Consider the following 22,669-nt stretch of genomic DNA (forward strand, 5'->3'; position numbering starts at 1 on the left):
GAGGGAATGGCGGCCGGAGGCAAGGAGAGTGATCCGCGGTCCTCGCTGCTCGCACGATGGCGAGCGAGCGGGCGCCGTCCGTCCGCGCCCCCACCGCCTCCCCGGGTCGATGTCGAGGCCGCGCCCCGCTCGCCGCTTCCGCCGGACGCGGCGGCCCTGCTCGCGGCGGTCGAGGCGCACGCCGCGGGCGTCGTGCCTCCGCATGTCGTCGCGGCCGTCGTGAAGCCCATCCGCGAGGCCCTCGCCCTGCCGCCCGAGGCGCGGGATCCGAAGGCGCTCGCGCTGGCCTTCGATCGGGTGGAGGAGCTCTTCGAGGCCTTTTTCTTCGCCGGGCAACGTATGCCCGCGGGGAGTTAGGGCGGCGAGGAGGCGCGCGCGATGCAGCAGGCCGCAGCGCTAGGAGCGTCCTTGAACCCCTGGGTGATCGCCGCGATCGCCCTCGTGGGGGTCTTGCTGCTCGTCCTCGGCATTTATTTGTTCGTACGGTCGCGTAAGAAGTCCGGCGAGGAGGCGCCCAAGGTGCCCTCGCCGCGCTCGCTCGGCCGAACGTGGGACGATTTCGTACGCCGCTTGCCGGAGAGCGTGCAGGGCGCGCCGATCGTCGTCGTGCTCGGCGAGCGTCGGGCCGGCAAGACGAGCGTGATCCAGACGGGGCTCGCGCGTTCGGGTTCGGCCTCGCAGGTCGCGCCGAGCGATACGTCGGACGCGCGGCTCTCGATGTTCGCGGGCCAGCACGCGCTCGTGCAGGAGATCAGCGGCGAATTGCTCGAAGACACGCGGCCCGAGGCGCGCTCTTCGCTCGCGGATCTCTGGAAGCCGGTCGCGCTCCGGGTGCCGGTGGTCCTTTTCGTGATCGACGCGCGCGCGCCCTCGTTCACGCCCGCAGGCCTCAGGCGCCTCGGCGCGCTCGGGCGGGACGTGGTCGATCGTCTCACGTCGCTCCGGCGCGGGCGCGCGCCGCGGGTGCGGGTCGTCCTTTCGCATCTCGACGAGCGCCTCGAAGGCTTCGTCCCGCTCGCGCGCGTGGCCGAGGACGAGGGACATGCGACGCAGACCTTGAAGCCTGCGGGCCGGCGCGCGGCGGACCTCGAAGTGTTGCTCGCGCCGCTCGACCCGTGTTTGTCTTCCGCGATCAAAACGCTGCCGGCCGCGCAGACGGCGGCGGTGACGAAGCTGCTCGCGGGCGGCGGGGGCAGCGTGTTCGCGGCGCTCGAACCGTTTCTCGACGCATTCGTGGGGAGCGCGACGCAGGTCGCGACGCCGGCGCTCGACGGGATCGTGGTCGCGGGTTTGCCCGAGGGCGCGGACGCAGGGATGGTGGGCGAGCCGCTCGGCCTCGACGCGCAGGCGGTGCAATCCGATTTCAATGCGCACGAGCAGCGGCGGACGCTGGGCGCGCTGATCGTCGGGGCCTCGATCGCGGGGCTCATTGGCGCGCTTTATTTGTGGCACTGGCAGGACGTGAAGGCCGTGCCCGCGCAGGTCGCGGGTTTCACCACGCTGCGCCCGCCGCGCAACGTGGAGATCGATCGAGCCGAAGGGAAAGCCGCGAAGGCGCTTCGAGCGGCGCTCCGGCCACGCTGGTGGCCTTTGCGATTCGCGTATCCGAACGCAAAGGAGGAGATCGACCGGCCGCGGACCGAACGCGACGGAGGCGGCGAACGCGAGGCGTTCCTCGGAAAGATCCGCGAAGTGTATCTCCTGCCGGCGGCGAGGGCGTCCTCGCTGCCGGTGCGGCTTTATGCGGTGGCGCTGCTCAGGGCCTCGGAGGAAAACGATCTCGGCGAGCTCGCGCTGCGCGACAAGGAGACGTTCGCCCGGGTGCTCGAGGTGCCGGAGAGCGTGGTCAGCGATTACGTGACGTTCTCGTATTCGCCGTGGCGGGGGGCGATCGAGGGGCTCGACCAGGGCATTCCGCGGGGCGATTGGGAAGGGTTTCTGGGCTCGCTCGACGATTCGTTGAAGAAGGGCGCGGTTCCGCCTGGCGAGATCGGCGCGCTCTCGGAGAGCGCGCGCAGGCTCTCGGATGCGCTGCGCGGTGTGGATGACGCGCCCTCACAGAAGGAGCTCGAGTCGCTGCTCCGCACGGAGAGCCCGGAGGACGCGGATAAACTGCTCGGCCCCGGAGGAAGCCACCAGATCCCGGACTGGGCGCAGCAGAAGAGCAAGGAGCTCGAAGGGCTGCTCGGCGAGGTCGACGGATCGAAGGTCGAGGTGCCGAGCGCGGAGAACCGGACGCTGCGGCAGATCGTGGGTGATCTCGAGGGGATGAAATGCCCCGCGGGGGACACGGCCTCGAAGGAGACGTATCCGATCGACAAGAACCACGTTTATCGCGCGGAGGACTGGGACAGGCTCGTCGCGTCGAGCAAGTCGTCGGCGTACGTGAAGGCGTTCGTCGAGGATGTGCGTGCAAAGCAGCGCTCGCCGTTCTTTGGGCCAAACCAAACGTTCCCCGCGGTGGGCGCGAGCGACATGCCGGGGCGTGGACCGAGCCGGCCTTTGCCGGGGCTTTACACGGTGCGGGCCGTCAATGACGAGCTCGTGCCCGCTTTCACGAAGCTCGACGCGGCGCTCACGGGGGCGTGCGTGCAGCAGACCGAACGCGACGAGCTCGCGCGGCTCGCGCGCGACGGGATGGACCAGTACGCGACGGCCTACCAGAACGCGCTGTTTTCCTACGTGCAGGGCTTCGGGTTCTCGTCGGGCTCGCTCGCGTCGCTGCGGACCGATCTGCAGGACATGGCCACGCCGAGCTCGTGGTTCGGCCAGTTCTGGACCACGGTGGCGGAGAACGCGGCGGTCGATCCGGGGAGCGACCCGTACCTCGCGATTCTGCGAAATGCGCTTCGCTCGTTCGATCCGATCGTGGCGCTCCAGCCCGAGAAGGGCAAACCCGTCAATCTCGACAAGTATTACGCGATCCTGACGCCGCTCATCGCCTCGCTGGAGGACGGGCCGCTCCAGGCGGCGGGCGCGCCGCTCGGGGATCGTTTGCCGCTCGTGGGAAAGCTGGGTTTGTCCTTGCTCGACCCCGACCCGAAGCACCCGCTGCCGCAAGTGAAAGCGTGGCTCGACGCGGCGCGGATTCCGGGCGGGGACATGCGGCGGCCTTTCCTTCTGCCGGTGAATCAGGTCTACGAGTATGCCCTGACGAACGTGGAGAAGGCCGTCGAGAAGATCTACAAGAGCGAGATTCGACCGCTCGGCGAGCCGCTCTGGGTGCGGTTTCCCTTCATGCCGACGGCCAAGGTCGAGGCGCCGCCGAGCGAGGTCGATTCGGTCTTCGGCGTCAAGGGCACGATGCGCCTCGCCTTCCAGGACGGCGTGGCGCCGGCCGCGCGGCGGAGCGACGGCGGGGCGTGGGTGGCGAAGCGGCCGCTCGATTATCGCGCGGTCGTCTTGCCGAAAGAGGCGCTCGAGGTCGGCGGCTGGTTCGACGCGCTTTCGGGCCTGCTCTGGGACGAGGCGGGCAAACCCAAGGCAATCGCGCTTTCGGTGCGGCCGCATGCGCTGCCCAAGGTGGAGCGGGATGATCGGGTGGCCGTGACGATGTCCTCGCTCAGCGCGGGAGAGACGACCGTCGCGGGGTTCAATCAGGCGCCGGCGTGGAAACCGCTGCCCGTGCCCTGGTCGACGTCGACACCGGCGATCGTGAGCGCGGAGCTCACCGACCTTTCGAGCGGCGGGAAGACGTCGCGGTCGCAGGAGGGGACGGGCGAGGCATGGCAGACGTTGCGGCTCGTCTGCGAGGCGCCGACATGGCGGGGATCGACGGTGTCGTGGATGCTCGGCGCGCGCGTGGCCTTTGATCTCGGCTCGGATCCGTGGGAGGTGCTGCTCCCGCCGCCGAACCGCGGGGTTCGTTGCCCGTCGCGGCCACAGCCCACCACGACGACGCTAAGTGGACAAGCCACGACGCCTCGTTGATACTGCGCTCGTGCGAGGTCACGCCTCCCTCTGCGGCCTGACCGCGCTCCTCGCCTCGATGCTCGGGGCCGGTTGCGCGTCGTCGAATGCTTCCCAGGTGGAGCTCGTGCTCCGCCCGGCCGCCGACGCGAATGGCGCGCGCTCGGTTTACGTGCTCGCCCGCGCGATCGACGAAAAGACGTTCGGCGCGGAGTCGTACGAGTCCGTCGCGGCACGCGTGACCACGCCCGACGAGTCGGTGCAGACATCGGTGGTGGTGCTGCCCGGGCAGACGAAGGTGATCCAGGTGCCGGTGCCGGAAAAGGGGACGCTCGCGATTTACGCGCTCCTCGAACGGCCGGACCGCGACGCGTGGCGGGTGCTTCTCTCGTCACCGCCGCCGGAGAAGATCGAGGTGCGGATCGAGCGGAGCAGGCTTTGCCGTGTCTCGAAATCGGGCGAAGTCTGCGTGCCGGAAGCGCCCTGACGCGGGGCGGGTGCCTCCTGCGAGGGACTTGATTTCTACCATGTCGGCCACCTCGAGCCACCTTTGGGGCTCGTCGTTCGAGTGGCAGTAGGGGCAGCTCTCTTCTTCCGTGTCGGTTTCCTCGGGCCACCATTGGGGCTCGTTGTCCGTGTGGCAACTGGAGCACTTTTCCCTGATCTCGCGATCGATGGGCCCCACGAAGGGGTCGAGGGTGACGTCGCAGAGCTGGCCGTTGTTGTCCGGATCGATGTGGATGCCCATGAACGGGAGCTCGTTCGTGGAGACTTCGACGACCCTCGGGGTGCCGTCGTCGTTCGTGAGGCCTTCACAGGGATACTCGCCCGGAGGAATGGGCGAGACGGCGTTGAACGGAGGCGTGCCGCTGCTGCAGCTCACGGCGACGCGTTGCACGTTGCACGCAGCGGGCACCACGCCGGTCGTGACGATCTCGGCCTCGCAGCCGCACCCCACGGCCGAGCTCAGCATGGACTCGAGCCCCACACCTGGGCCATAGATCCAGGCCGCGGTGAGGCAGCCGAAGGCAGGGTTCGAATTCACGTTCGCGACGCACGGGGGCGGCGGAGGTGGAGGCGGAGGGGGCGGCGACGTGGGATTCGTGGGCACGATCGTGATGCCCTGGATGCCGCTCTCGGGGGCATCACCGATACGCACGGCATCGTCGTCCCCGGCGGAAAGGCACGCGGTCGCGCCCGCGCAGGAGGCCGCGAGCAAGAGGAGGTGGGTGAAATGAAAGCGGCTGGAAATGGGCGTACTCATCCCGACGGTACGCCCGCCAGCCTCGGCCGGATCCACCCCTCGAAGCCGCTGCGCTGGCGCTGGGGCGTTGCCCCAGGCCCCACCAGGGGCTGTCCGCCCCTGGACCAGGGGCCTGCGCAAGCGCTGGACCCGGGGTCGATGAACTGCGCGATGCGCAGTTCATCGAACAGGCCGAGGCAAGACCGGCGAGCGACGCTGCCCGCCAAGACGGCCTCAACCGACAACGCTGCCTTTGGTCTTGCTACGGGCCCGTGGGAAGAACTGCGCATCGCGCAGTTCTTCCCCAAATGGTCCAGGGCTTGCCCTGGTTCGGGTCGAGGGGCGAACAGCCCCCGCGGGGTCCGGGGCGGCGCCCCGGCGAGGCGCCGCCCGTGTCCCTGGGATCAGCCGGTGCTTTGGCTTGGCGGGTTCTGCTCGGCTGGGCTGCTCGATTTCGCGCGGGTGGCGGCGCTCTTCTGGGCGGGGCCATATTGATAGGCGAAGAGGTCCTCGAGCGGGCCGAGGATCTCCGGGCCCTTTGGGTCGCGCTGGCCGCGCCGCCGCGCTTGCGAGGCGATTTCACCGAGGAGCATGGCGAGATCGTGGCCCCGCGCGGCGCGGGTCTCGATGAGCATCTCGGCGAGCTTCTCCGCTGCGGGGACCATGGCGTCGAGTTGCCGGTGCTCGTCGGCGATATCGAGGGCGCGCTGCACGTCCCCCGCGTTGAGCCCCGCGCGGTCGATCTGCTCGGGGGTGAGGCGCTTCAGGTTGGCGATCGCCTTTGCGACGCCCTCGCGAATCTTGATGAACTTCAACATCTGCTCGGGGGTGACGTCGATGAGCGCGAGGTCGCTCGCGTCGATGTGCTTGTCGCCGGGGTCGGGGTTCTTGGGGTCGTTCATGGTCAGCCTCCAATGGGGGGCGGTTGGGGTTGTCGTGTGGCGGTAGACGGGAGAGGTCCCGTCTCGTGCGCCGCGCAGGAGACCAGTGCACGGGATATGCCAGGTGCGGGGCGAGGGCGCGCGGAGGCGTCGCGCGCGAGCGAGGCGCGAGGCGTTTGGACGCGTCTCCGAGGCGTGCGGCCGCAGGAAAATGGCGCGCGGGCGGGGAGCAAAGGTGCGCGCGCGTGAGGTCGAGACGCGCGTGCATGACGTGGAGATTGTTCGGGAATGTCATGAAGGCGCGTGCCCGCGATGCGAAGACGCGTGGGCACGCGGGGGAGGCGTGCCCGCGCGACTTGGCGACGCGTGCGCGTGACCTGGAGACGCGTGCACGCGACCTGGAGACGCGTAAGCGCGACCTTTGGGTCGAGCTCAGGTGGTGAAAAGGCTCACGTGCAAGGACCGGACATCTCGCGGATTTGTCCGAACTTGTCCGGATTTGTCCGGATTTGTCCGGACATCGTGGGCGGGCGTACCTACGGCGTCGGCGTGACGCCTGAAGGGGAAGGAGAAGGAGGCGCGGGCGCGGGCTTTCTCTCCAGAATGACGAACGTCGCGCGCCGGTTGCGTTGCCTCCCCTCCGGCGTCGTGTTCGTCGCGACCGGGGCGTTTGGGCCAAACGCTTTGAGGACGATGCGCTTCGGGTCGATGCTGCGGCGCACGAGCAGATCACGCACGGCCTGGGCCCGCTGCAGGGCGAGCGCGTCGTTGCGAGGTAGAGTGCCTCGATTGTCGGTGTGGCCCTGCACCTCGATTTTCGTGATCTCGGGGTGCTGGAGCAGCACCTCGGCGACTTCTTCGAGTATCTGCCGGGACGAGGGACGTAACGTGGCCCGGCCCGCGTCGAAGAGGAGCTCGCGCAAGAGGACGATTTCGCCCTCCGTGACGCGCACGGCCTCGGGACAGCCGTTTTTCGCGGCCACCTCACTCGGCGCGCCCTTCTCTTCGGGGCAGGCGTCCACCGCATCTCCGAGGCCGTCGCCGTCGGTGTCGCTATTCGAATACGGGCGGTTGTCCCGGTATTGTTCGAGCAGCGCCGTCTCCTCGGCGTCGTCGAGCGGGCAGCCATTTCGTGTCTCGTCGCTCTGGGGAATGCCGTAGACACGCGGACAGGCGTCCTGATCATCGATGACGTCGTCGCCGTCGGCGTCGTTCGCGCGCTTGCGGTACACGGACGGGCACCCATTCTCCACGGCGTACACGCTGCGATCGCCGCGGACCTCGGGGCAGGCGTCTTGATCGTTCAAGACCCCGTCTCCGTCGCTGTCCCGCAGGCGCTCCGAGAGGAAGGGCGAGTAGGCGACCATCGCGACCACGCGAAACAGTGGCGTGCCGACGCCCTCGCTCAGACCGGCGCCGATGCCCATGCCCGCCTCGAAGTCGTCGAGGAACCTGTATCGGCCCTGGAGCGAGAGCTCGATGTTCCGATTCTGACTGCTCGCGTCGAGGAGCACCTGCGAGATGTCGAGCTCCGGGCCGATTTGCAGGGCGCGGTCCTCCCCGAGGAGGATCGCGATGCCGGCGCCGCCGGTGATTGCCGTGCCCATCACGACGCCGTCGTCCGTCGTGCGTTTGTCACGGATCTCGGGGCCCACGGCGAAGGACCAGACCCAGCGGTCCCTGAGCTGTCCGCCGAGGAGGAGCTGCGGCAGGCCACGCACGTAGCTATCGGTGACATAAGCGCCCGTGCCGGTGGGGATCCAGAAAAAGCCGCCGATCCCTACCTGGAGCGGAGCCTCGTACCCGCCGTAAAGGCGGACGCGGGCGCCGAGGCGGATGTCGCCGAAATCGGCGGTGGTCGGGGACGTGTCGGCGTCGCCCGTCTGCAGGAGCGCGACGGGCACGTCGAGGTTCACCGCGAGGCGGTTCCACATCGAATAGGTGGCATTCGCGTGGAGGAAGAGCTGCCGGCCCACGACCTCCGACGCCGTGGCGCCGTCCGCCGTCTTGAGGACGTAGGGGTTCCTGGCGTAGTCCACGAGCAGCATGCCGTGGAAGGTGAAATCGCCGGCGGCATAGGGGGACTGCACGCCGAGCATACGATCACCGGCGAACGCGGGCTGGAACCGGGGCAAAGCGATGTCGTCCGCGCGCGCGGGGGCGGCGAGCGCGAGGAGCGCGGCGAGTGAGAGCGGGAGGATCCGCAGGAGCGAACGCATTTCACGTATGCCCGAGTGATCCGCGCCCGCCCTTCTTGTACCGGTCGAAGAGCTTTCGCAGCTCCCCGAGCTCGATGCCGTATTCCTTGGCGATCTCCTTGTGCCCGCGCTCGCCCACGAGCATGTGGCCGAAGGCCTCTTCGAGGCGCTCGAGCTCCATGGGGAGCGCCACGGGCTCGACCTGCGCAATCGGCGCGGGCGTCTGTGCGGGGGCGGGTGCAGGCGCGGGGGCGGGCGCTTGTGCCTGGCCAAACCCGAGAATATTTGCCGCTGTCGGGGCGGGTGGCTCGGCGGGCGTGGTCTTTTGTGCCTTCGGAACACGCAGGCGCACCGCGGGATCGCCGAGGAGGATGTACCCCGACAGGTCTTGCCGGAGCATCCAGAGATGCCCGAGCCGCACTTCGTCGCGTCGGCCTCCGCTCGCCTCGTGATCGTAGAGGCTCGTGAGCTCCGTGTTCGCCTGCTCGAAGAATCGCACGAGCTCGCGGAACGCGAGGCCGACACGATCGCCACGCACGAGCGAACGCACGACCGACATGAAGCGGGCCGGGCGGGCGATCGGCGTGCCCGCGTCGCGCTCCTCGAAGCTGTAGGTCCAGGCGAGATCGACGTGCCCGAGGAAGGCGAGGGGGCCGTTCGGGTTCGCAAGCGCCGTGCGGGGGAGCGACGCGATGAAGGGAGGCGCATTGCGAGGCAGCGCCTTGAGGACCTCCTCGGCCTCGCCGCCGTAATGGCCGAGCTTCTGCAATCGTTCGAGCCAGTGGCGGTAGGCGCTGCGATCCGGCGTGCCGCCGCCATAACAGGCGACCATGAACCAGACGCCACCCGGCGCGAAGGGGCGCTCGCCGAGGTCGCTCGCGGCGAACGTGCCCTCGCGGCCGAATCGCATGGCCCCCTGGCGCGCGCGTTGCTCGGCGAAGCTCTTCCAGCCCTCGCGCGGCGCGCCCGCGCCGTGGCTGACGCTGAAGAGCACGCCTGGGTCGGGGCGGGACGCGGCCTCGAAGAGCTCGTCGGGGGAAGGCGCGTCGACGCGCCCGCGCTCTTCGAGGGTGCTCGCGGGGAATTGCCCGGCCTCGATGCGGCGGCGCACGAGATCGAGCCCCGGACGGACGAGCGCGCGGTACGTGGCCGCCGTCGCCGCCGTGCCGTCGTGCACCGTGTAAAACGTGGCGTGCGGGGGCGAAGGCAGCGCGGCCGCGCGCTCGGCGGCGAGGATCTTGTGGATGTAGGCCTCGTAGCCGCGTTCGTCCGGAAAAGCGATTCTGCCGACGAAGCCGTCCGATTGCTGGACCTGCTGGATCGCGAAGGGGACCTGATCGAGATCGCCGAGGATGAGCTGATAACGCGGCAGATCGACGGCGAGGTCGGCGCCCCGATCGAAGACGTCCTTGCGCCAGCGCGCGGCGCCCGCCATGTCGAGGCGCGAAGGCGCGCGGAACACCTTGATTTCGTGGCCCCCCTGGGCCGCGCGGCGCGCTTCGAGCAGGGGACGCGCGAGCTCCAGCAGGCGATCGCCCGTTTGGCCTTCTGGTACGATCACGCCCCAGCGCTGGGCCACGAGGTCGTCCGGGTCGTCTCCTTCGTCCCAGAGGTGCGTCGGGCCGGGGCGCGCCTCGGGGCGCTCTTCGTGCTCCGCGGCCGCGTCCGCGGGCAAGCCGCCTTCGAGGAAGGCGCCGCCCTCGTCGTCGTCGTGGCTGAGGAGGAGGTGGAGGTCCTTCGCGAGCATGGCGTCCTCGATTCACACGGACGGTATCATTTGTGGGACCCGAGCGCGCCGGTCTTCAGGTCGCGCGTGCAATTGTCGGGGTCGAGCCCTTGCTTCTCGGCGCACGCGCGGCAGCCTTTGATCGCGTCGTCCTTGTCCTCGGCCAGGTAACGTTCGCGGAGCGCCGCGGTGGCGCAGTCGTCGTTCGCGCGCTCGAGGCTCGCGACGATGGCCGCAGGCTCGGCGTCCCAGCGCTGGAGGAAGCCCCGCGCGTCCACGGTGAGGACTCCATTTCCCTTCACGTCGAAGGCTGCAATGGGGAAGGTCGCGGCGGCGTTTGCCAGGGCGAACACCTGGCCGGAGCCGTCGACCCTCCACACGTCGACGGTGTTGTCCCGGGCCCGCGTGATCACGCGCTCGCCGCGCGCGTCGAACGCGACGGAGAGGATGGGGGCCGGGTGCGGGAGCTCGACGTAGGTGCCATCGCGCTTCCAGATACGCACGGTTCTGTCTTGCGAGGCGGTGGCGACGCGCTCGCCGTCCGTGGAGATGGCGACGGCGGTGAGGGTGGCGTGGTGGCGGCCGAGCACCACGGGTTTTTCCCGGCCATCGAGGTCGACCCACCAAGCGCAGCCGTCCTCGCGGCCGAGGACGATATGGCGCGCGCCCGGTTTGCCGCTCCACGCGACGGACGTGAAGCCGCCCGCATTCGCAGGGACGAGCGCGCGTGCCGTGGAACCGCCCGGATGTTCGCATTTCTCTGCCGACGCCGTGAGGGGGTTCGGGGGGCGTTCGGGGTGGTCCGCGTCCCAGACGAGCGGCGCGTCTTCGTCGGTGACACTGATGAATCGATCCCCGTCCGCATTCCAGGCGAGCGCGACGATGGGCGCCTTGTGGTGCTTGGGGAGCATTCGCGAGGGGAGGACGGGGAGCCGCGCGAGAGGCGGCGAGGCGAGGCGATCGTCGACGGGCGTGAGCGCCACGTCGCCGGCCTCGCCCCCGCTGACGACACGTTTCCCGTCGGGGCTCCACGCGGCCGTGTGGACCCACGTTTCTCCGTGGGAAATGAGGCCGACGGGGTGAATGCCTTCGTACACCTCGGCATTCGGGGATGCGAGGTAGACGGCCATGTCGCCGTCGGGCGTGATCTGCATCAGGCGATCCTGCGTCGGGCTCTCGAGCGCCTGCGTCACGTAATGCCCGAGGATCCGCGGAAGGACGGGCCGCGGCAGGCGCGCGAGGTCCCAGATGCGCGCCGTCTCGTCCCACGAGCCGGTGACGAGGCGCTCGCCATCCGGCGAAAAAGCGACGGTGGTGACGTCGGCCTCGTGGCCATCCAAGGCCGCGAGCTCCACGTAGGAGGCGGCGCCGACCGCGTGCGAGCCGGGCTCCTCGTCGATTCTCGCCCAGATGCGCGTCGTGTTGTCGTCGCCGGCCGTGGCCACGATGTGGCTCGTCTTCGGATGAAAGACCGCGAGGTTGACGGGACCCATGTGGCCCTCGAGAACGGCGATCTCCCTGCGCGTCGCGACGTCCCAGAGGCGCGCGGTGCCGTCGTAGGAGGCCGTGACGATCGTCTTGCCGTCCGCGGAGAACGCGGCCGACGCGACGGGGGCCGTGTGGCCTTCGAGGCAGGCGTGGGTCCCTCTTCGGGCGTCCCAGAGGCACGCCGTGCGGTCCCAGGAGGCGCTGACGAGGCGTTTGCCCTCGGGATCGAATTCGACGGACGCGACCACGTGGTCATGCCCGGAAAAACTCGTTTCGAGGACGGGGCCGGTCACCGGGGAGAGGTCCCACATTTCGAGGGTGCCCAAGCTCGTCGCGGTGGCCACGCGTTTCCCGTCGGGCGAGAAGACGGCGGCGCACAGGCCGGGCGCCTTTCCGTGGAGCTCGGAGAGCACCACGGGCTCCGGGCCGGAGACGTCCCAGATCTTCGCGATGCCATTCAAGGAAGCCGTGAGCACGCGGCGGCCCTCCCGGTCGAAGACCGCCGAGGAGAGGGGGCCGTCATGCCGGAGGGCGAGGGGTTTGCCCCGGCCATCACGCCCCCAGACGTGGGCCACCTGGTCCTCCGAGGCCGTGACGAAGCGGTCGCCTTTGGGCGACCACGTGGCGTGCCACAACTTCTCGTGGTGCCCGGAGAGCGTGACCTTCGGAATGGGCAAAGCGAGGAGGCTCTGCGCCAGCGAGAGGTGCCTGAAATCCGTGAGGAGCTCGGGGAACGGGCCGCTTCGCTCCGACATGACGGACGCGGCGGCCGCATGCTGATGGCGCGCGACGAGGTTCAAGGCGCCGCCGATGCGCAATTGTTTTTCAGCGAGGGCGCGCTCCGTGTCGGCCTGCTTGTGCGCTTTTTCGGCCTCGGCGCGACCCTGCTCCGCCTGCTTTCTCGAGGCGTCGGCCTCGGCACTGGCCCGGGTCGTGCGGAGCGCGAGGAGCGTCATGGCGACGGCCACAATCACGGCGCCCACGGCGCCGGCGTAGAGCTTGCGCCGCTCGACGCTCTGCTTTGCGCGCGCCTTCTCGGCTTCGGCTTCCTCCGCGTGCTCGCTCGCCTCGATCATGGCGCGCGTGTCGTCGTCGAGCTCGTCCTCGGCCTGCGCGCGGATCTGCTTGGCATACCCGAGCTGGGCGCCGCGGAGGAGGGCGCCGTGGGTCTTATAATCGGCGGCCCAGCGTTCGAGCTTGCCGATTTCGGCGACGCGCGCACGATCCTCGGCGAGCCAGGCGGCGAGGCGCTTCCACCTCCGGAGCAAAGCCTCGTGCGCGACCTCGACCACGATGCGGCCGCCTTCGTCCTGACGCGAGACGAGGCGCGCGTCGATGAATCGTTCGAGCAAGGCCTCGAAGCGCGCGCGCCGCTCCGGATCGGCGGGGAGGATACGCGCGAGAGGGACTCGACGGCGCGTGTTCGAGGCGCCGCCCTCGCCGAAATGGGTGAGGCGCGAGAAGAGCCGGCGGGCGAGCTTTTGCGAAGGCTCGTCGAGCTCGTCGACGACGGCGTCCGCCATTCGTTCGAGCGCGCCGAACACGCCGCCGAGCTCCTCGTACCGGGCCACGTCGAGGGTTTTTCCCTGGCGCTTTTGCCAGAGGAGGTCGAGGACATATTCGACGAGCGGCAAGGCCGTGGGCTCGGCGCCGACCTCGGCGATGATGCGGCTCGCGAGTCCCGGCGAAAGGGAGAGGCCGACCTTGCGCGCGGGCTCCTCGATCACGGTGCGGAGCTGCGCCGGGCCCATCTGCGCGACGAAGACGCGGTGCGCCTCGTCGTAGGCCACGCGATCGAGCCTTAGGCCCGTGCTCGCGTCGAGGACGATCTGTCCGCACTCGCCCACGAAATCGACGCGCATGCTGGTGATGCAATGGATGTTGCCCTCGCCGGAACAGCGCTTCCAGAGCTCGGCGGCGAATGCCTGCCGCTCGGCCGGATCCTGCACGTGGGTGAAGATCTCCTCGAATTGATCGACGACGAGGAGGAAAGGGATGTCCTTGTCGCGGCGCGCGGCGATCGCCGATTCGAGGGCGGCGAGCGGCGTCGCACCGGGGCGCATGACGACCGCCTCCCACGCGCCGCCCGCGGCCGTGGCGAGCGCCGTGATTTCGCGGTGGAGCACGGAGAGCGCCTGTTGCGCGGCGGCGCCCGGGCTCCTGCGCCCGAGGAGATGCGCGAGCCGCTCGACCGCGCGTTTGAAATCCGCGGCGTCCGCGGCGCCTTCACGCGCGGCGCCGCGATCGAGCAGGCGCGGGACGACGCCGGCGAGGACCATGGACGATTTGCCCGTGCCCGAGGCGCCCGCGACCACGAGGAAACGAGGTTTTTCCGCGGCGGCGAGGGCCGCGAGGTCGGCGAGCGTCTCCTCGATTTCGGACTCGCGGCCGAAGAAAAACCGGCGATGCGCGGCGTGGAAGGCGAGGAGACCTCGATAAGGGCGAAAGGCGATCGGGCGGGTATCGTCACCGTCCTCGGGGCGCGCGTGCAGGGTGAGGCTCGCCCAGTCGAGCCTTTCTACGCCTTCGCGGAGGAGGCGCTGCCGGGCGGCAAGGAGCGCGTCTTCGACGGACGCGGGCTCGACGAGGAGTTTGTCGTAAAAGACTTCGGTGAAGGTGATGGAGCCCGGGACGGAGAGGGGGAAGCGGGAGGCGACGACGGCCTGGATGCCGGCCTGGTGGAGGTTCTGGGCGACGCTGCCGAGGTGATTGCCGATCTGCCCGGGATTGCCGCTGTCGCAGGCCGAGAGCACGACGAGGCGAATGCGGCCCGCGTGGGGCGCGAGGAGCTGCCGCAGTTTGCCCGCGTCGAGCAGGACACGCTCGCCGCTGCCGTCGTCCGCGTCCCAGGCGAGGCCGTGCGTTTGTCCGACCTGGGTGCCGTGGCAGAGGAGGTGGAGGACGTGGATGCATTCTCCCGACGCGGCGGCCTTTTCGAGGATGCGGGAGAGGCGGCCGAGCGAGAGGTGGTCGATGACGTCGCGGGCCGGATCAAAAGGGTGATGGCCACGCTCGGCGGCGGCGCGGAGGGCATTCGATTGTTCGGCGAGGGGTACGGCGCCAGCGGCGGCGGACCAGCCGAAGAGGATTCGCCCGCCTTCGGGCAAGGGCGAGGGATCCTCGGGGCGCGTGGTGCTCTCGGGCCAGGCATAACGGACGAGGACCTCGGGCAGCTCGCCGAGGTGCTGGCCGCTCGATTTGAGCGTCAGGAGCTCCCAGGGTAAGGCATAAAGCTCCGCGGCATTCGAGCGGAACGTGATCCGCACCGGATCGCCGCGCGAGGAGGCGGCGAGGATGTTTTCCTCGTGGCGAGACCAGCCCGCGGGCGCGAGGAATCGCCGGAGGGCGCGGCCGAGGCGCTGGACGATGGCGGGATCGCAGCCGGGGCGGCGGACGGCGTCGAGGTCGGCGAAGAGCGCGGGCGTCCAGTCGATCGTGACGGTCTCGGCGCCGCCGCCCTCGGTGCGCAGGACATACGTGACCTCGCCGTCTGGTAAGACAAACGATTCGTCGGCCTGCGCGGTGCGGGTGAATTCGAGGAGCAGGTTCTCGGACGGGGGCGCGGGGGACGGGGAGCTCATCCGCCGGCCATGACCTTGAATTGGCCCGGGCTGAGGATCTGGATCACGCCGCCATACGAGCACATGAGCTGGCAGGAGTTGTGGAGGGTGGGCAGGCTTTTCAGCATCACCTTGGTGCTGCCGGGGAGCCACGTGCCCGCGGGGACGGGGACGCAGGGCATGGGCGTGAGGACGCCCATGGCGGCAGCCGTGGCCGAAGCGACCGTGGGATTCGCCATCGAGGTGCACGCGCCGAAGGGGAGGACATTGGTCGCGGTCACCATGTCGGCGATGTTCGCGGCGGACGCGGTCGCATTGACCATGTTCGCAGGCAGGACCATGATCGAGGCGGGCGCCATGCCGAAGCTGCACATTGCGGTGGCGCCGGATGCGATTTGAACGGCCATGGGGTCACCCGAGCCCACGAGGGGCGAGGCGAGCGTAGCCGGGGGCGCGGGGAGGAGGCCAGTTTGTGACGGAGCCTCAGGTGGGGATGGTCCTCACGACATGGCCGGCCAGCGAGAACCCGATGACCCACATGACGACGCCGATCAGACCGTCGAGCACGCGCCACGCGCTCGGGCGGGCGAAGACGGGGCGCAACTTCCGCGCGCCAAGGCCGAGCGAAAAGAACCACGAGGCGCTCGCCAGCGAGGCGCCCACCAGAAAGAGCACGCGCTCGCCGCTGGACAACGAGGTCGCTATCCCGCCGACCATCACCACGGTGTCCAGATAGACGTGTGGATTGAGGAGCGTCACGGCGAGCGTCGCTGCTGCGGCCCCGAGGAGCGAGACGGGAGCGGCTCGCGCCCCGTGAGCTTCGACGTCGAGCGTGCTCTCTCGTTTCCATGCAGACCGAAGCGCGCGCGCACCATAACAGAACAAGAAGACGGTGCCCCCGCAGGCGAGAAGCCATGAGAGCCAGGGCCGCGAGCCGAGGTTCGCACCCAGGCCCAGGACCCCGGCGCTCATCAGCACGAAGTCGCATACCGAGCAAATGAGGCATACGAGGACGATGTGGCGGCCGGCCAGCCCCTGTCGCAAGACGAACGCGTTCTGACTGCCGATCGCGACGATCAGAGAGAGAGAGGTCAAAAATCCCTGGGACGCGGCGCTGAACATCGTTCGATGTCTCCTAGGATTGGCTTTCGGCGTAGGTGACGTTCGACGGGGTCGAGAGGCCCCCGCATGGTCGAGGCGATTGCACGGGAGACGTCCAGGTCCTCGTGACGGGGCGCTTGCCCCAGAAATACCCGTCGCAGTGGATTGCCTCGCTGTAGCGCTTGTTTCTCATCATCAGCGCATGCGCCCTCGCCAGGCTCCGCATCGGTATGCTGGGCATGAGGTGATGGGTGAGGTGGTAATTGTCGTTGTACGGGTTCAGCAGGATGGAACAGACGTTCTTCGGCATGTTCCGCGTGTATTCAAATACCGACGAGGACGGCAGCCGCGCGTGATCGCAGAGCTCGGCGAAGCATTGAATGGCGTGGTAGGCGGTCGCCTTGGAGAGCATCCACGAGCCGAGGACGGCCGCCACGCCGCCCACGCCGACCGCGGCGCCGAGGACGACCGAGAGGGCCATCCAGAACGAGACGATCTCCCAGCGTTGCCGGCCCGTCATCCCCGGGAGGCTCTCCCCGATCGAGCTTTTCCATTGCGACCGATTGAAAAGGAGGCCGGCGTAGACACCCATGGCCGTCTTTTCGTCGTGCCCCGCGACGCCGACGTCCACGCGATCCGGGTCGTCGGCGGAGCCGAGGAGGGCGTGGTGGCGCGCGTGCTGCGTGCGATACACGGTGAAGTTCTCGAAGGAAAGCGGCGCCAGCACGTAGCGGCCGAGCAGGTCATTCGCCTGCTTGTTCCTGGAGAGGTTGCGGTGAGCAGCCTCGTGGAGGAGGTTCTTGAGCACGCGCTGTTGCCGCGCGATGATCGTGAGGCTCAGCGGCAGGAACCCATAGCTCACCTTCACCAGGAGCACCGTGGCGCCCGCGATGAGCACGGCCCCCGCCCCGAGCTGGGCGAGGGAGGCGAGGAGCTTCGGCTCGCACAACTGCTGGATCGGCGTCAGCAACCCGTCCTGCCTCAACTCATTGCGGAACTCCTGACGCTCCGTGTTGATACAAAGCCCACCCGTGGCGCGATTGTTCATTGTGACCTTTCCACCTCGCGGGACGGCCCCGGCGCATCCGCCCCCTCGTCGCAGGGGTCGGACCCTCGGCGGAGAGCACCTCGTCGGTGGTGCGGGCGCGACCCAGGGCCGAGCAATACGCGCCTCTCGTGTCACCGGCGAAATACGAGCCGGCGACCGAAGGCGACGACGTTCACGCAGGCCATGGCACTGCAACGGTCGGACCAACGTGGAGGGTGGTGGTGGTCTCCGTCGTTGAAAGGGCGATCTCGAAGCCTCCGCGCGGGGCTCGGCGCGAAAGGACGCCTTGGGTCGGTCGCTGCGCCACGCAACGCGCTGCCTTCCGTCGTTGCGTGACTGCGCAATCCCTCTTGTCGCGGCCGCTCCGCCGGCCGGTCCCTCACTCCCGCCGCAAGAGCCCGTCCATCGCCTCGGCAAACCGCTTCCCGATGGCCTCGTACCCTTCGAGTCCAAAATGCACCGCGTCCTGGAGCGGCAGGTCGTCCGTGCGAATGCGCGCGACGCCCGGAATCATGACCGCGCGTTGTTGCTCCTTCACGCGTTCCCACGCGGGGAAACGGCCGTCCGTGGGGGGCGGGCCGAGCTCGGCGAAGACGAGGGGGAGATCGGGCGCGCCGAGGTCGCGGCGGAGGTCGGCGACGAAGGATTGGAATGCGGCGGCCCAGTGGGAAGGATTGGGGTGGGCATCCGCCGCCGTGAGCGCGGGATCCATGGCGTCCGTTTCGCCCTGAAAGAAAAGCACGCCCGAGATCGTGCCCGCCGTGGACGCCGCGCGGGCGCGCTTGAGGCACGAGCCATACAGGGTGTGCTCGCCGAGGTGGCGGCGCCATTCCGCGAGCGACGAGCCACCTTTCGCGCAAGGGACGAGGCCGATCGGGTGGCCACCGCGTTTGTCGCGGAGCGCCGCCGCGAACGCCGCGGCGGGGCCGGCGCCCGCGCCGGGGTCGGCGGAGACGTCGTCGATCTGGTCCTCGGCGAAATCGACGGGTTCGCGGCCCTCGTGCCAGCGGCCATCATTGCCGAAGATGTAGACGCCGGGAATCGCCGGTGGGAGAGGGTTTGGCAAGGGCGCACGGCCCGACATGTTGGACTGGCCGGCGAGGATGAAGAGCGAGAGCGCGCCGAGATGCTCGGGCGGGAGGGGGACGCGGGCGGGGACCGTGGCCTCGGGGCGTGGAGACGAGGCGCGTTTGTCCGTGTTGCGCAAAACGAGCGCGCTGGCGAGCGCGCCGGCGGCGAAGGTGAGGGAGAGAATCGCGGCGGCGCGGAGGTTCGGGCGCATGGCGCGCGTCAGGCGGCCGGCAGCGGCGTCGCGGGTTTCGGGCGGAGCGATTTCGCGAGACGCCGCGCGAGCTTCTGCGAGGGGTCCTCGCAGACCAGGAAAAAGAGGTACGCGACGCCGAGCGAGAGAGCCATGAGGAGCGACCAGTCGACGAGGTAGCCGAGCTTCAAGCGATAGTATTTCTTGAAGACCTCCCACGCGGCGAGGTGGACGAGGTAGAGCGAGTAGCTGAAGAGGCCGAGGCGCTCGGAGAAACGAGGCACGCGCACGGTCGCGAGGTGTGGGATCTCCACGAGGAGCCACGCGTAGACGAGGAGCGAGAAGGCGTTCAGCGTCCAGGGATAACCGATCGGAGAATGAAACCGGAGCGCGAGGGCCACCGCGCTCGCGAGCCAGACGGCGAGGCGCCACGACCAGATGCGGGGGTTCGTCCGCGCCGGGCGTTCGTGGATCCGCTCGGCGAGCAGGCAGCCGAGCAGCCAGCAAGGCAAGCCGATGATCCATTGCAGCGCCCAGCCGTACGCCGGATACGGGAGCGCGCGGGGATCCACGAGGACGATCACCGCGGTCGCGAGGGCAAACGAGGCGGCGACGAGCGGACGAAAGCCGAATCGATCACGAAGCGCGAGGAGGACCGGATAAAGCGTGTAATAGACGAGCTCGCACTGGAGGCTCCAGAGGATCGATTCGGAGAGGCCGACGTAAGGAATGCCAACCGCGGAGGAGAGGGCAATCGAGGCGAGGAGGGGGATGCCGATCCGGACGTAGCGGCGGACGAAATACTCGGGCCAATACGGGCGCCGCGTGAGGGTGGGCCAATGGATGCAGAGGCCCGAGATGACGAAAAAGACGATGACCGCGGCCGGGCCGTTCCAGGCGACGCCATAAGAGGCAGAGAGGAGAAAGGACAGGCGGTGCGTGCGTTCGAGGCCCGCGAGCAAAGGCGGGGGGCCGAGGTGGCTGAGGACGACCATCGCCGCCGCGACGAAGCGGAGCGTGTCGAGGCCGGCAATACGGGCCGGCTCGGTCGTGCCTCGTCCCTCGCTCATCGGCCGAGCTCGAAGAGGCCACACGCGTGGTGCGCGGACTCGAAATGGGCAGGGTCCGCATGCTCGACGAGGTCGCCGGCGTCGTCGACGGCCGAGAACGAGACGAGCGAGAGGCCGGTTGAGGTGAACGTGTCGAGGACCGTGCGCGGCGAGAAGATGCGGTGCGCGTTGAAGACGAGGCGCTCTCGGCCCATGGGGACCGAGAAGTAAAGGCGGCCGCCCGGGGCGAGGATCCGCGCGAGCGAGCGCATCGCTTTTTGCCAGCCGTCGGGATCGATCGGGTCGCCATAACGGCCGAGGCCAAAATGCTCGACGGCGTGGAGGCTGGAGAGGGATTCGACGCTGCCCGAGGGGAATCGATCGAGCGTGGTGGCGTCGCTCTGCACGAAGGTGAGGCCTTCGAGCTTGCTTTCGAGGGGGCGGATGTCGACGACCTCGACGGGCATGAAGACGAGCAGGTGCGCGATGAAGCCGTCGATGCGCGAGCCGACGTCGACGTGGCGCGCGGGGCGGCGGGCGTGGAGCTTTCGCGCGGCCCAGAGGTCCTGGTGAAAGTAATGGCCACTCGCGAGGCCGGCGCTCTCCCGCCAGTCGGTGACGATCGGATAGAGCGAGGAGGGTTTCAGCGGGAAGGGGCCGCGGCCGCCGTGCGCCGCGTGATAAGCGCGGGCGTCGCGGGCAAACCGCGGGAGGCCGCGGGTGAGGTCGCGGAGCGCCGCGGGATCGAGGCCGACGAGGCGCGCGGCTTGCTGGAGGCGCGTTCGGAGGCCGCTCATGGGGTCCTCGTTTTCAAGGCGGCGAGGTTTTCACGGAGGAGCGAGGGCCAATCGGCGATGTTTTGGGGGACGGTGCCCTCGTAGAAGCGGCGATTGAGGGAGGCGGGGCGGATCGAGCGGAGGTGTTCGTGCTCCATGGGATGGAGCAGGACGGGGGCGTCGGAGAGGAAAGCGGACCACATGCTGAAGGTGCTCCACGCGGAGGGAATGATGACGCGGCTCCGCGCGAGCAAGAGGAGGTCGACGATGGCCGGGCGCTCGGGGGCGCGCGTGGTCCGCGGCAATGCGAGCAAGGGGGCGAGCTCGCGGTCGCTCGAATCGGAGAAGACGGTGACGGGGACGGGCTCGCCGACGATCGCGCGAATGCCCTCGATGAGCCGCATGAAATGGGAGAGCGGCGTGGGGCCGAGGGAGCGGGAGAGGTCGTGCCCCGGCGCGAGGGGGCCAAAATCGCCGCCGCGGACGTGGACGCCGATGAACGGAGCCTCGGCCGCGTCGAGGGCCCTCCGGCGCGCGGGCGCGAGCATCGCGAGGAGGCGCCGGCGCAGGAAATCGCGGTGCTCGGCGAAGCTCATGAAGAAGTCGGGGAGGGCGTCGTAGACGTAAACGGTGCCCTTGGGAGCGGGGCCTTCGGGGAGGCGCGCCACCCGGGGCTCGCGGACGACGTTGCCCGTGAGCGCGAGCGTGGTCGCATGCGCGAGGCGCGCCGGGTGGGGCGGGAGGAAATCGGCGACGTAAATGCGCTTCTGGCGCTCGCCGCGGAGCCACGGGCCGAGGCGCACGGCCCCGAAGCCCGTGGTGACGAGGGGCAATCCATTGAGCTCGGCGAACGCCGCGGCGCGCGCCCAGACGAGGAGCATGTTGCCGAGGCCGTTGCGCGGCAATCGCGCGTGACAAACCGGCGGCAAGGCGTGGGCGAGGCGGGAGAGGGCGGCGGGGATCATGATAGGGCTCGTGCCTCCGAGGGGGCGGCCTCCGCGCGCTTTCGCGCCGCGCGGTCGAGGAGGAGCATCGAGGGGACGAGGACGAGGGCGCGGAACACGATGTTGACGAGGGTGGTGCCCGCCTCGGCCATGTCGATCATGTTGAAGCAGAGGGCGATGTAAAGCACGAGGCGGATGGGGTCCTGTTCGGGAAACGGCGTCGTGAGCCGCCAGAGGAAGCCAAACAAGGCGCCAATCACGCCCATGCCGAAGAGGGCACCGGGGAAACCGAAGTTCCAGTAAAGCTCGCCGGCAGCGGTCTGCGCGACCGAGGTCGTGGCCTCGGCCTCGCTGCGGGCGGCGCCGATGTAATAGTAGAACCAGCCGCCGCGGGAGACGGTCGGTTTGTCGGGCCAGAAGAGGCGGGGGACGAAGGCGTAGGCGAGGTAATCGAAGGTGTCGCCCCAGCGGAGGCCATGCCGCTCGACCTCGCCATAGAGGAAGGACGCGGGGATGGGCTCGAAGGAGCGATCGAAGAAGGCGGCGGTCTGCTCCTCGATGCCGTCGCCCTCCCCATAATCGCCTTGCGTGTAGGTGCGGACGATGCGGTCGCTCTGGTTTTCCCCGGCGACCGCGTCCGCCTGGCGGGCGGCGGAGACGACGGGCGCGACGACGCCGAGGTAAAAGACGCTGAGCGCAATGCCGAGGACCGGAAGCCAGCGGCGCAAGGGGCGCTGGCGGGTGAAGAGGATGCCGGCGGGGAGGAAGCTGAACATGAGGAACGCCTTCGAGCCCGCGCGCAGGTTGACGATGAATTCGACGACCGTGCCGAGGGTGAAGAGGATCCAGAAGGAGGCGCGCCGGTGGTTTGCGCCTTGGTGCGCGACGAAGCCGGTGAGCGCCGCGAGCGAACCCCATTGCACGAGGCCGCTGAAGGCGCCGAACCCGCCGACGTCGATGATGGGGCCGATGAATCGCATGAAGACGCCGAGCGACCAGAGGGCCAAAAAGCCTGAGCCCATGGGCGGCGGGCGCTCTCCGGGTTCAGGGATCGGGCGTATGAGCTGGAGCCCCGCGTGGAGGCCGAACGCGCCGACGAGGTACATGACATACCCCGCGGCAAGCTCGTCCGGATAGATCTTCTGGACGCTGAAGCGAATCGGAAGGCCCTCGGCGAGCTTGTTCGCGTGGTGGATGGCCGCGAGGCCGAGGGACATGATGTTCCAGCCGAAATAAAAGGAGATCGGGCTCAAGCCGAGCGGCGCGCGTCGAATCTCGAGGAAAATGATCCACGGATAGGCGACGCAGACGGCGGCGCCGGTGACGTAGAGCGTGGTGGCGGGCTCTTCGGCGAGCCAGAGCGTGACGAAGCCGATGAACACGAGCAGCGCATGGGGGACGAGCGGGCCGTAACGACGGTCGAGGAGACCTCCCGCGCGGGCGCCCGTGGCGGGCGTGAAGGGCCTTTCAAGCGTCGCGTCCATG

General features: G+C 69.2%; 16 protein-coding genes. 3 read left to right on the top strand and 13 right to left on the bottom strand.

All coding sequences use genetic code 11. The features are described from left to right. Positions 1-6: 6 nt before the first annotated feature. From KEG38_RS08485 to KEG38_RS08495, 3 genes are read left to right on the top strand one after another with little or no spacing between them, the layout of a single operon-like run. A complete protein-coding gene (locus KEG38_RS08485; protein ID WP_272418592.1) occupies positions 7-357 on the top strand; it encodes a hypothetical protein in 351 nt (116 codons plus the stop codon). Between the two features lie 21 nt (positions 358-378). After that, complete coding sequence (locus tag KEG38_RS08490) at positions 379-3,930, top strand: type VI secretion system membrane subunit TssM (protein ID WP_272418593.1); 3,552 nt, start codon at positions 379-381, stop codon at positions 3,928-3,930. 10 nt (positions 3,931-3,940) lie between these two features. Next, positions 3,941-4,396, top strand: coding sequence for a type VI secretion lipoprotein TssJ (locus KEG38_RS08495; protein WP_272418594.1), 456 nt, complete (start codon positions 3,941-3,943; stop codon positions 4,394-4,396). On the opposite strand, the gene KEG38_RS08500 is transcribed toward KEG38_RS08495, so the two are convergent. The 13 genes from KEG38_RS08500 to KEG38_RS08560 all read right to left on the bottom strand — a co-directional run bounded on the left by KEG38_RS08500 (position 4,301) and on the right by KEG38_RS08560 (position 22,668). Further along, a complete protein-coding gene (locus KEG38_RS08500; protein WP_272418595.1) occupies positions 4,301-5,173 on the bottom strand; it encodes a hypothetical protein in 873 nt (290 codons plus the stop codon). The two genes, KEG38_RS08495 and KEG38_RS08500, sit on opposite strands and share 96 nt — an antisense overlap. Before the next feature lie 383 nt (positions 5,174-5,556). After that, complete coding sequence (locus KEG38_RS08505; RefSeq protein ID WP_272418596.1) at positions 5,557-6,054, bottom strand: hypothetical protein; 498 nt, start codon at positions 6,052-6,054, stop codon at positions 5,557-5,559. A gap of 515 nt (positions 6,055-6,569) precedes the next feature. Next, positions 6,570-8,252 carry an OmpA family protein gene (locus KEG38_RS08510; protein ID WP_272418597.1) on the bottom strand — a complete coding sequence of 561 codons (1,683 nt, stop codon included), beginning with the start codon at positions 8,250-8,252 and terminating at the stop codon, positions 6,570-6,572. Between the two features lies 1 nt (position 8,253). Then, complete coding sequence (locus tag KEG38_RS08515) at positions 8,254-9,978, bottom strand: hypothetical protein (RefSeq protein WP_272418598.1); 1,725 nt, start codon at positions 9,976-9,978, stop codon at positions 8,254-8,256. Positions 9,979-10,004: 26 nt separating this feature from the next. Beyond that, complete coding sequence (locus KEG38_RS08520; RefSeq protein ID WP_272418599.1) at positions 10,005-15,026, bottom strand: nSTAND1 domain-containing NTPase; 5,022 nt, start codon at positions 15,024-15,026, stop codon at positions 10,005-10,007. Continuing rightward, the gene (locus KEG38_RS08525; protein WP_272418600.1) at positions 15,023-15,412 is read right to left on the bottom strand and encodes a DUF4280 domain-containing protein; all 390 of its coding nucleotides are present in this window, start codon (positions 15,410-15,412) and stop codon (positions 15,023-15,025) included. The genes KEG38_RS08520 and KEG38_RS08525 overlap by 4 nt, the downstream gene beginning before the upstream one ends. A gap of 76 nt (positions 15,413-15,488) precedes the next feature. Next, positions 15,489-16,127 carry a LysE/ArgO family amino acid transporter gene (locus KEG38_RS08530; RefSeq protein ID WP_272418601.1) on the bottom strand — a complete coding sequence of 213 codons (639 nt, stop codon included), beginning with the start codon at positions 16,125-16,127 and terminating at the stop codon, positions 15,489-15,491. Positions 16,128-16,140: 13 nt separating this feature from the next. Next, a complete protein-coding gene (locus KEG38_RS08535) occupies positions 16,141-17,154 on the bottom strand; it encodes a fatty acid desaturase (RefSeq protein ID WP_272418602.1) in 1,014 nt (337 codons plus the stop codon). Positions 17,155-17,533: 379 nt separating this feature from the next. Beyond that, positions 17,534-18,436, bottom strand: coding sequence for a sialate O-acetylesterase (locus KEG38_RS08540; protein ID WP_272418603.1), 903 nt, complete (start codon positions 18,434-18,436; stop codon positions 17,534-17,536). A gap of 8 nt (positions 18,437-18,444) precedes the next feature. Continuing rightward, entirely contained in the window at positions 18,445-19,485 is a 1,041-nt protein-coding gene (locus KEG38_RS08545) for an acyltransferase family protein (RefSeq protein ID WP_272418604.1), read from the bottom strand. Next, positions 19,482-20,261, bottom strand: a complete 780-nt coding sequence (locus tag KEG38_RS08550; RefSeq protein ID WP_272418605.1) for a DUF268 domain-containing protein — start codon at positions 20,259-20,261, stop codon at positions 19,482-19,484. Before KEG38_RS08550 ends, KEG38_RS08545 begins: the two co-directional genes overlap by 4 nt. Next, a complete protein-coding gene (locus KEG38_RS08555; RefSeq protein WP_272418606.1) occupies positions 20,258-21,205 on the bottom strand; it encodes an O-fucosyltransferase family protein in 948 nt (315 codons plus the stop codon). Before KEG38_RS08555 ends, KEG38_RS08550 begins: the two co-directional genes overlap by 4 nt. Further along, entirely contained in the window at positions 21,202-22,668 is a 1,467-nt protein-coding gene (locus KEG38_RS08560; protein WP_272418607.1) for a hypothetical protein, read from the bottom strand. Before KEG38_RS08560 ends, KEG38_RS08555 begins: the two co-directional genes overlap by 4 nt. Position 22,669 lies beyond the last annotated feature (1 nt).

Origin of the sequence: Polyangium jinanense (assembly GCF_028435265.1) — a bacterium.
GTDB classification, from domain to species: domain Bacteria; phylum Myxococcota_A; class Polyangia; order Polyangiales; family Polyangiaceae; genus Polyangium; species Polyangium jinanense.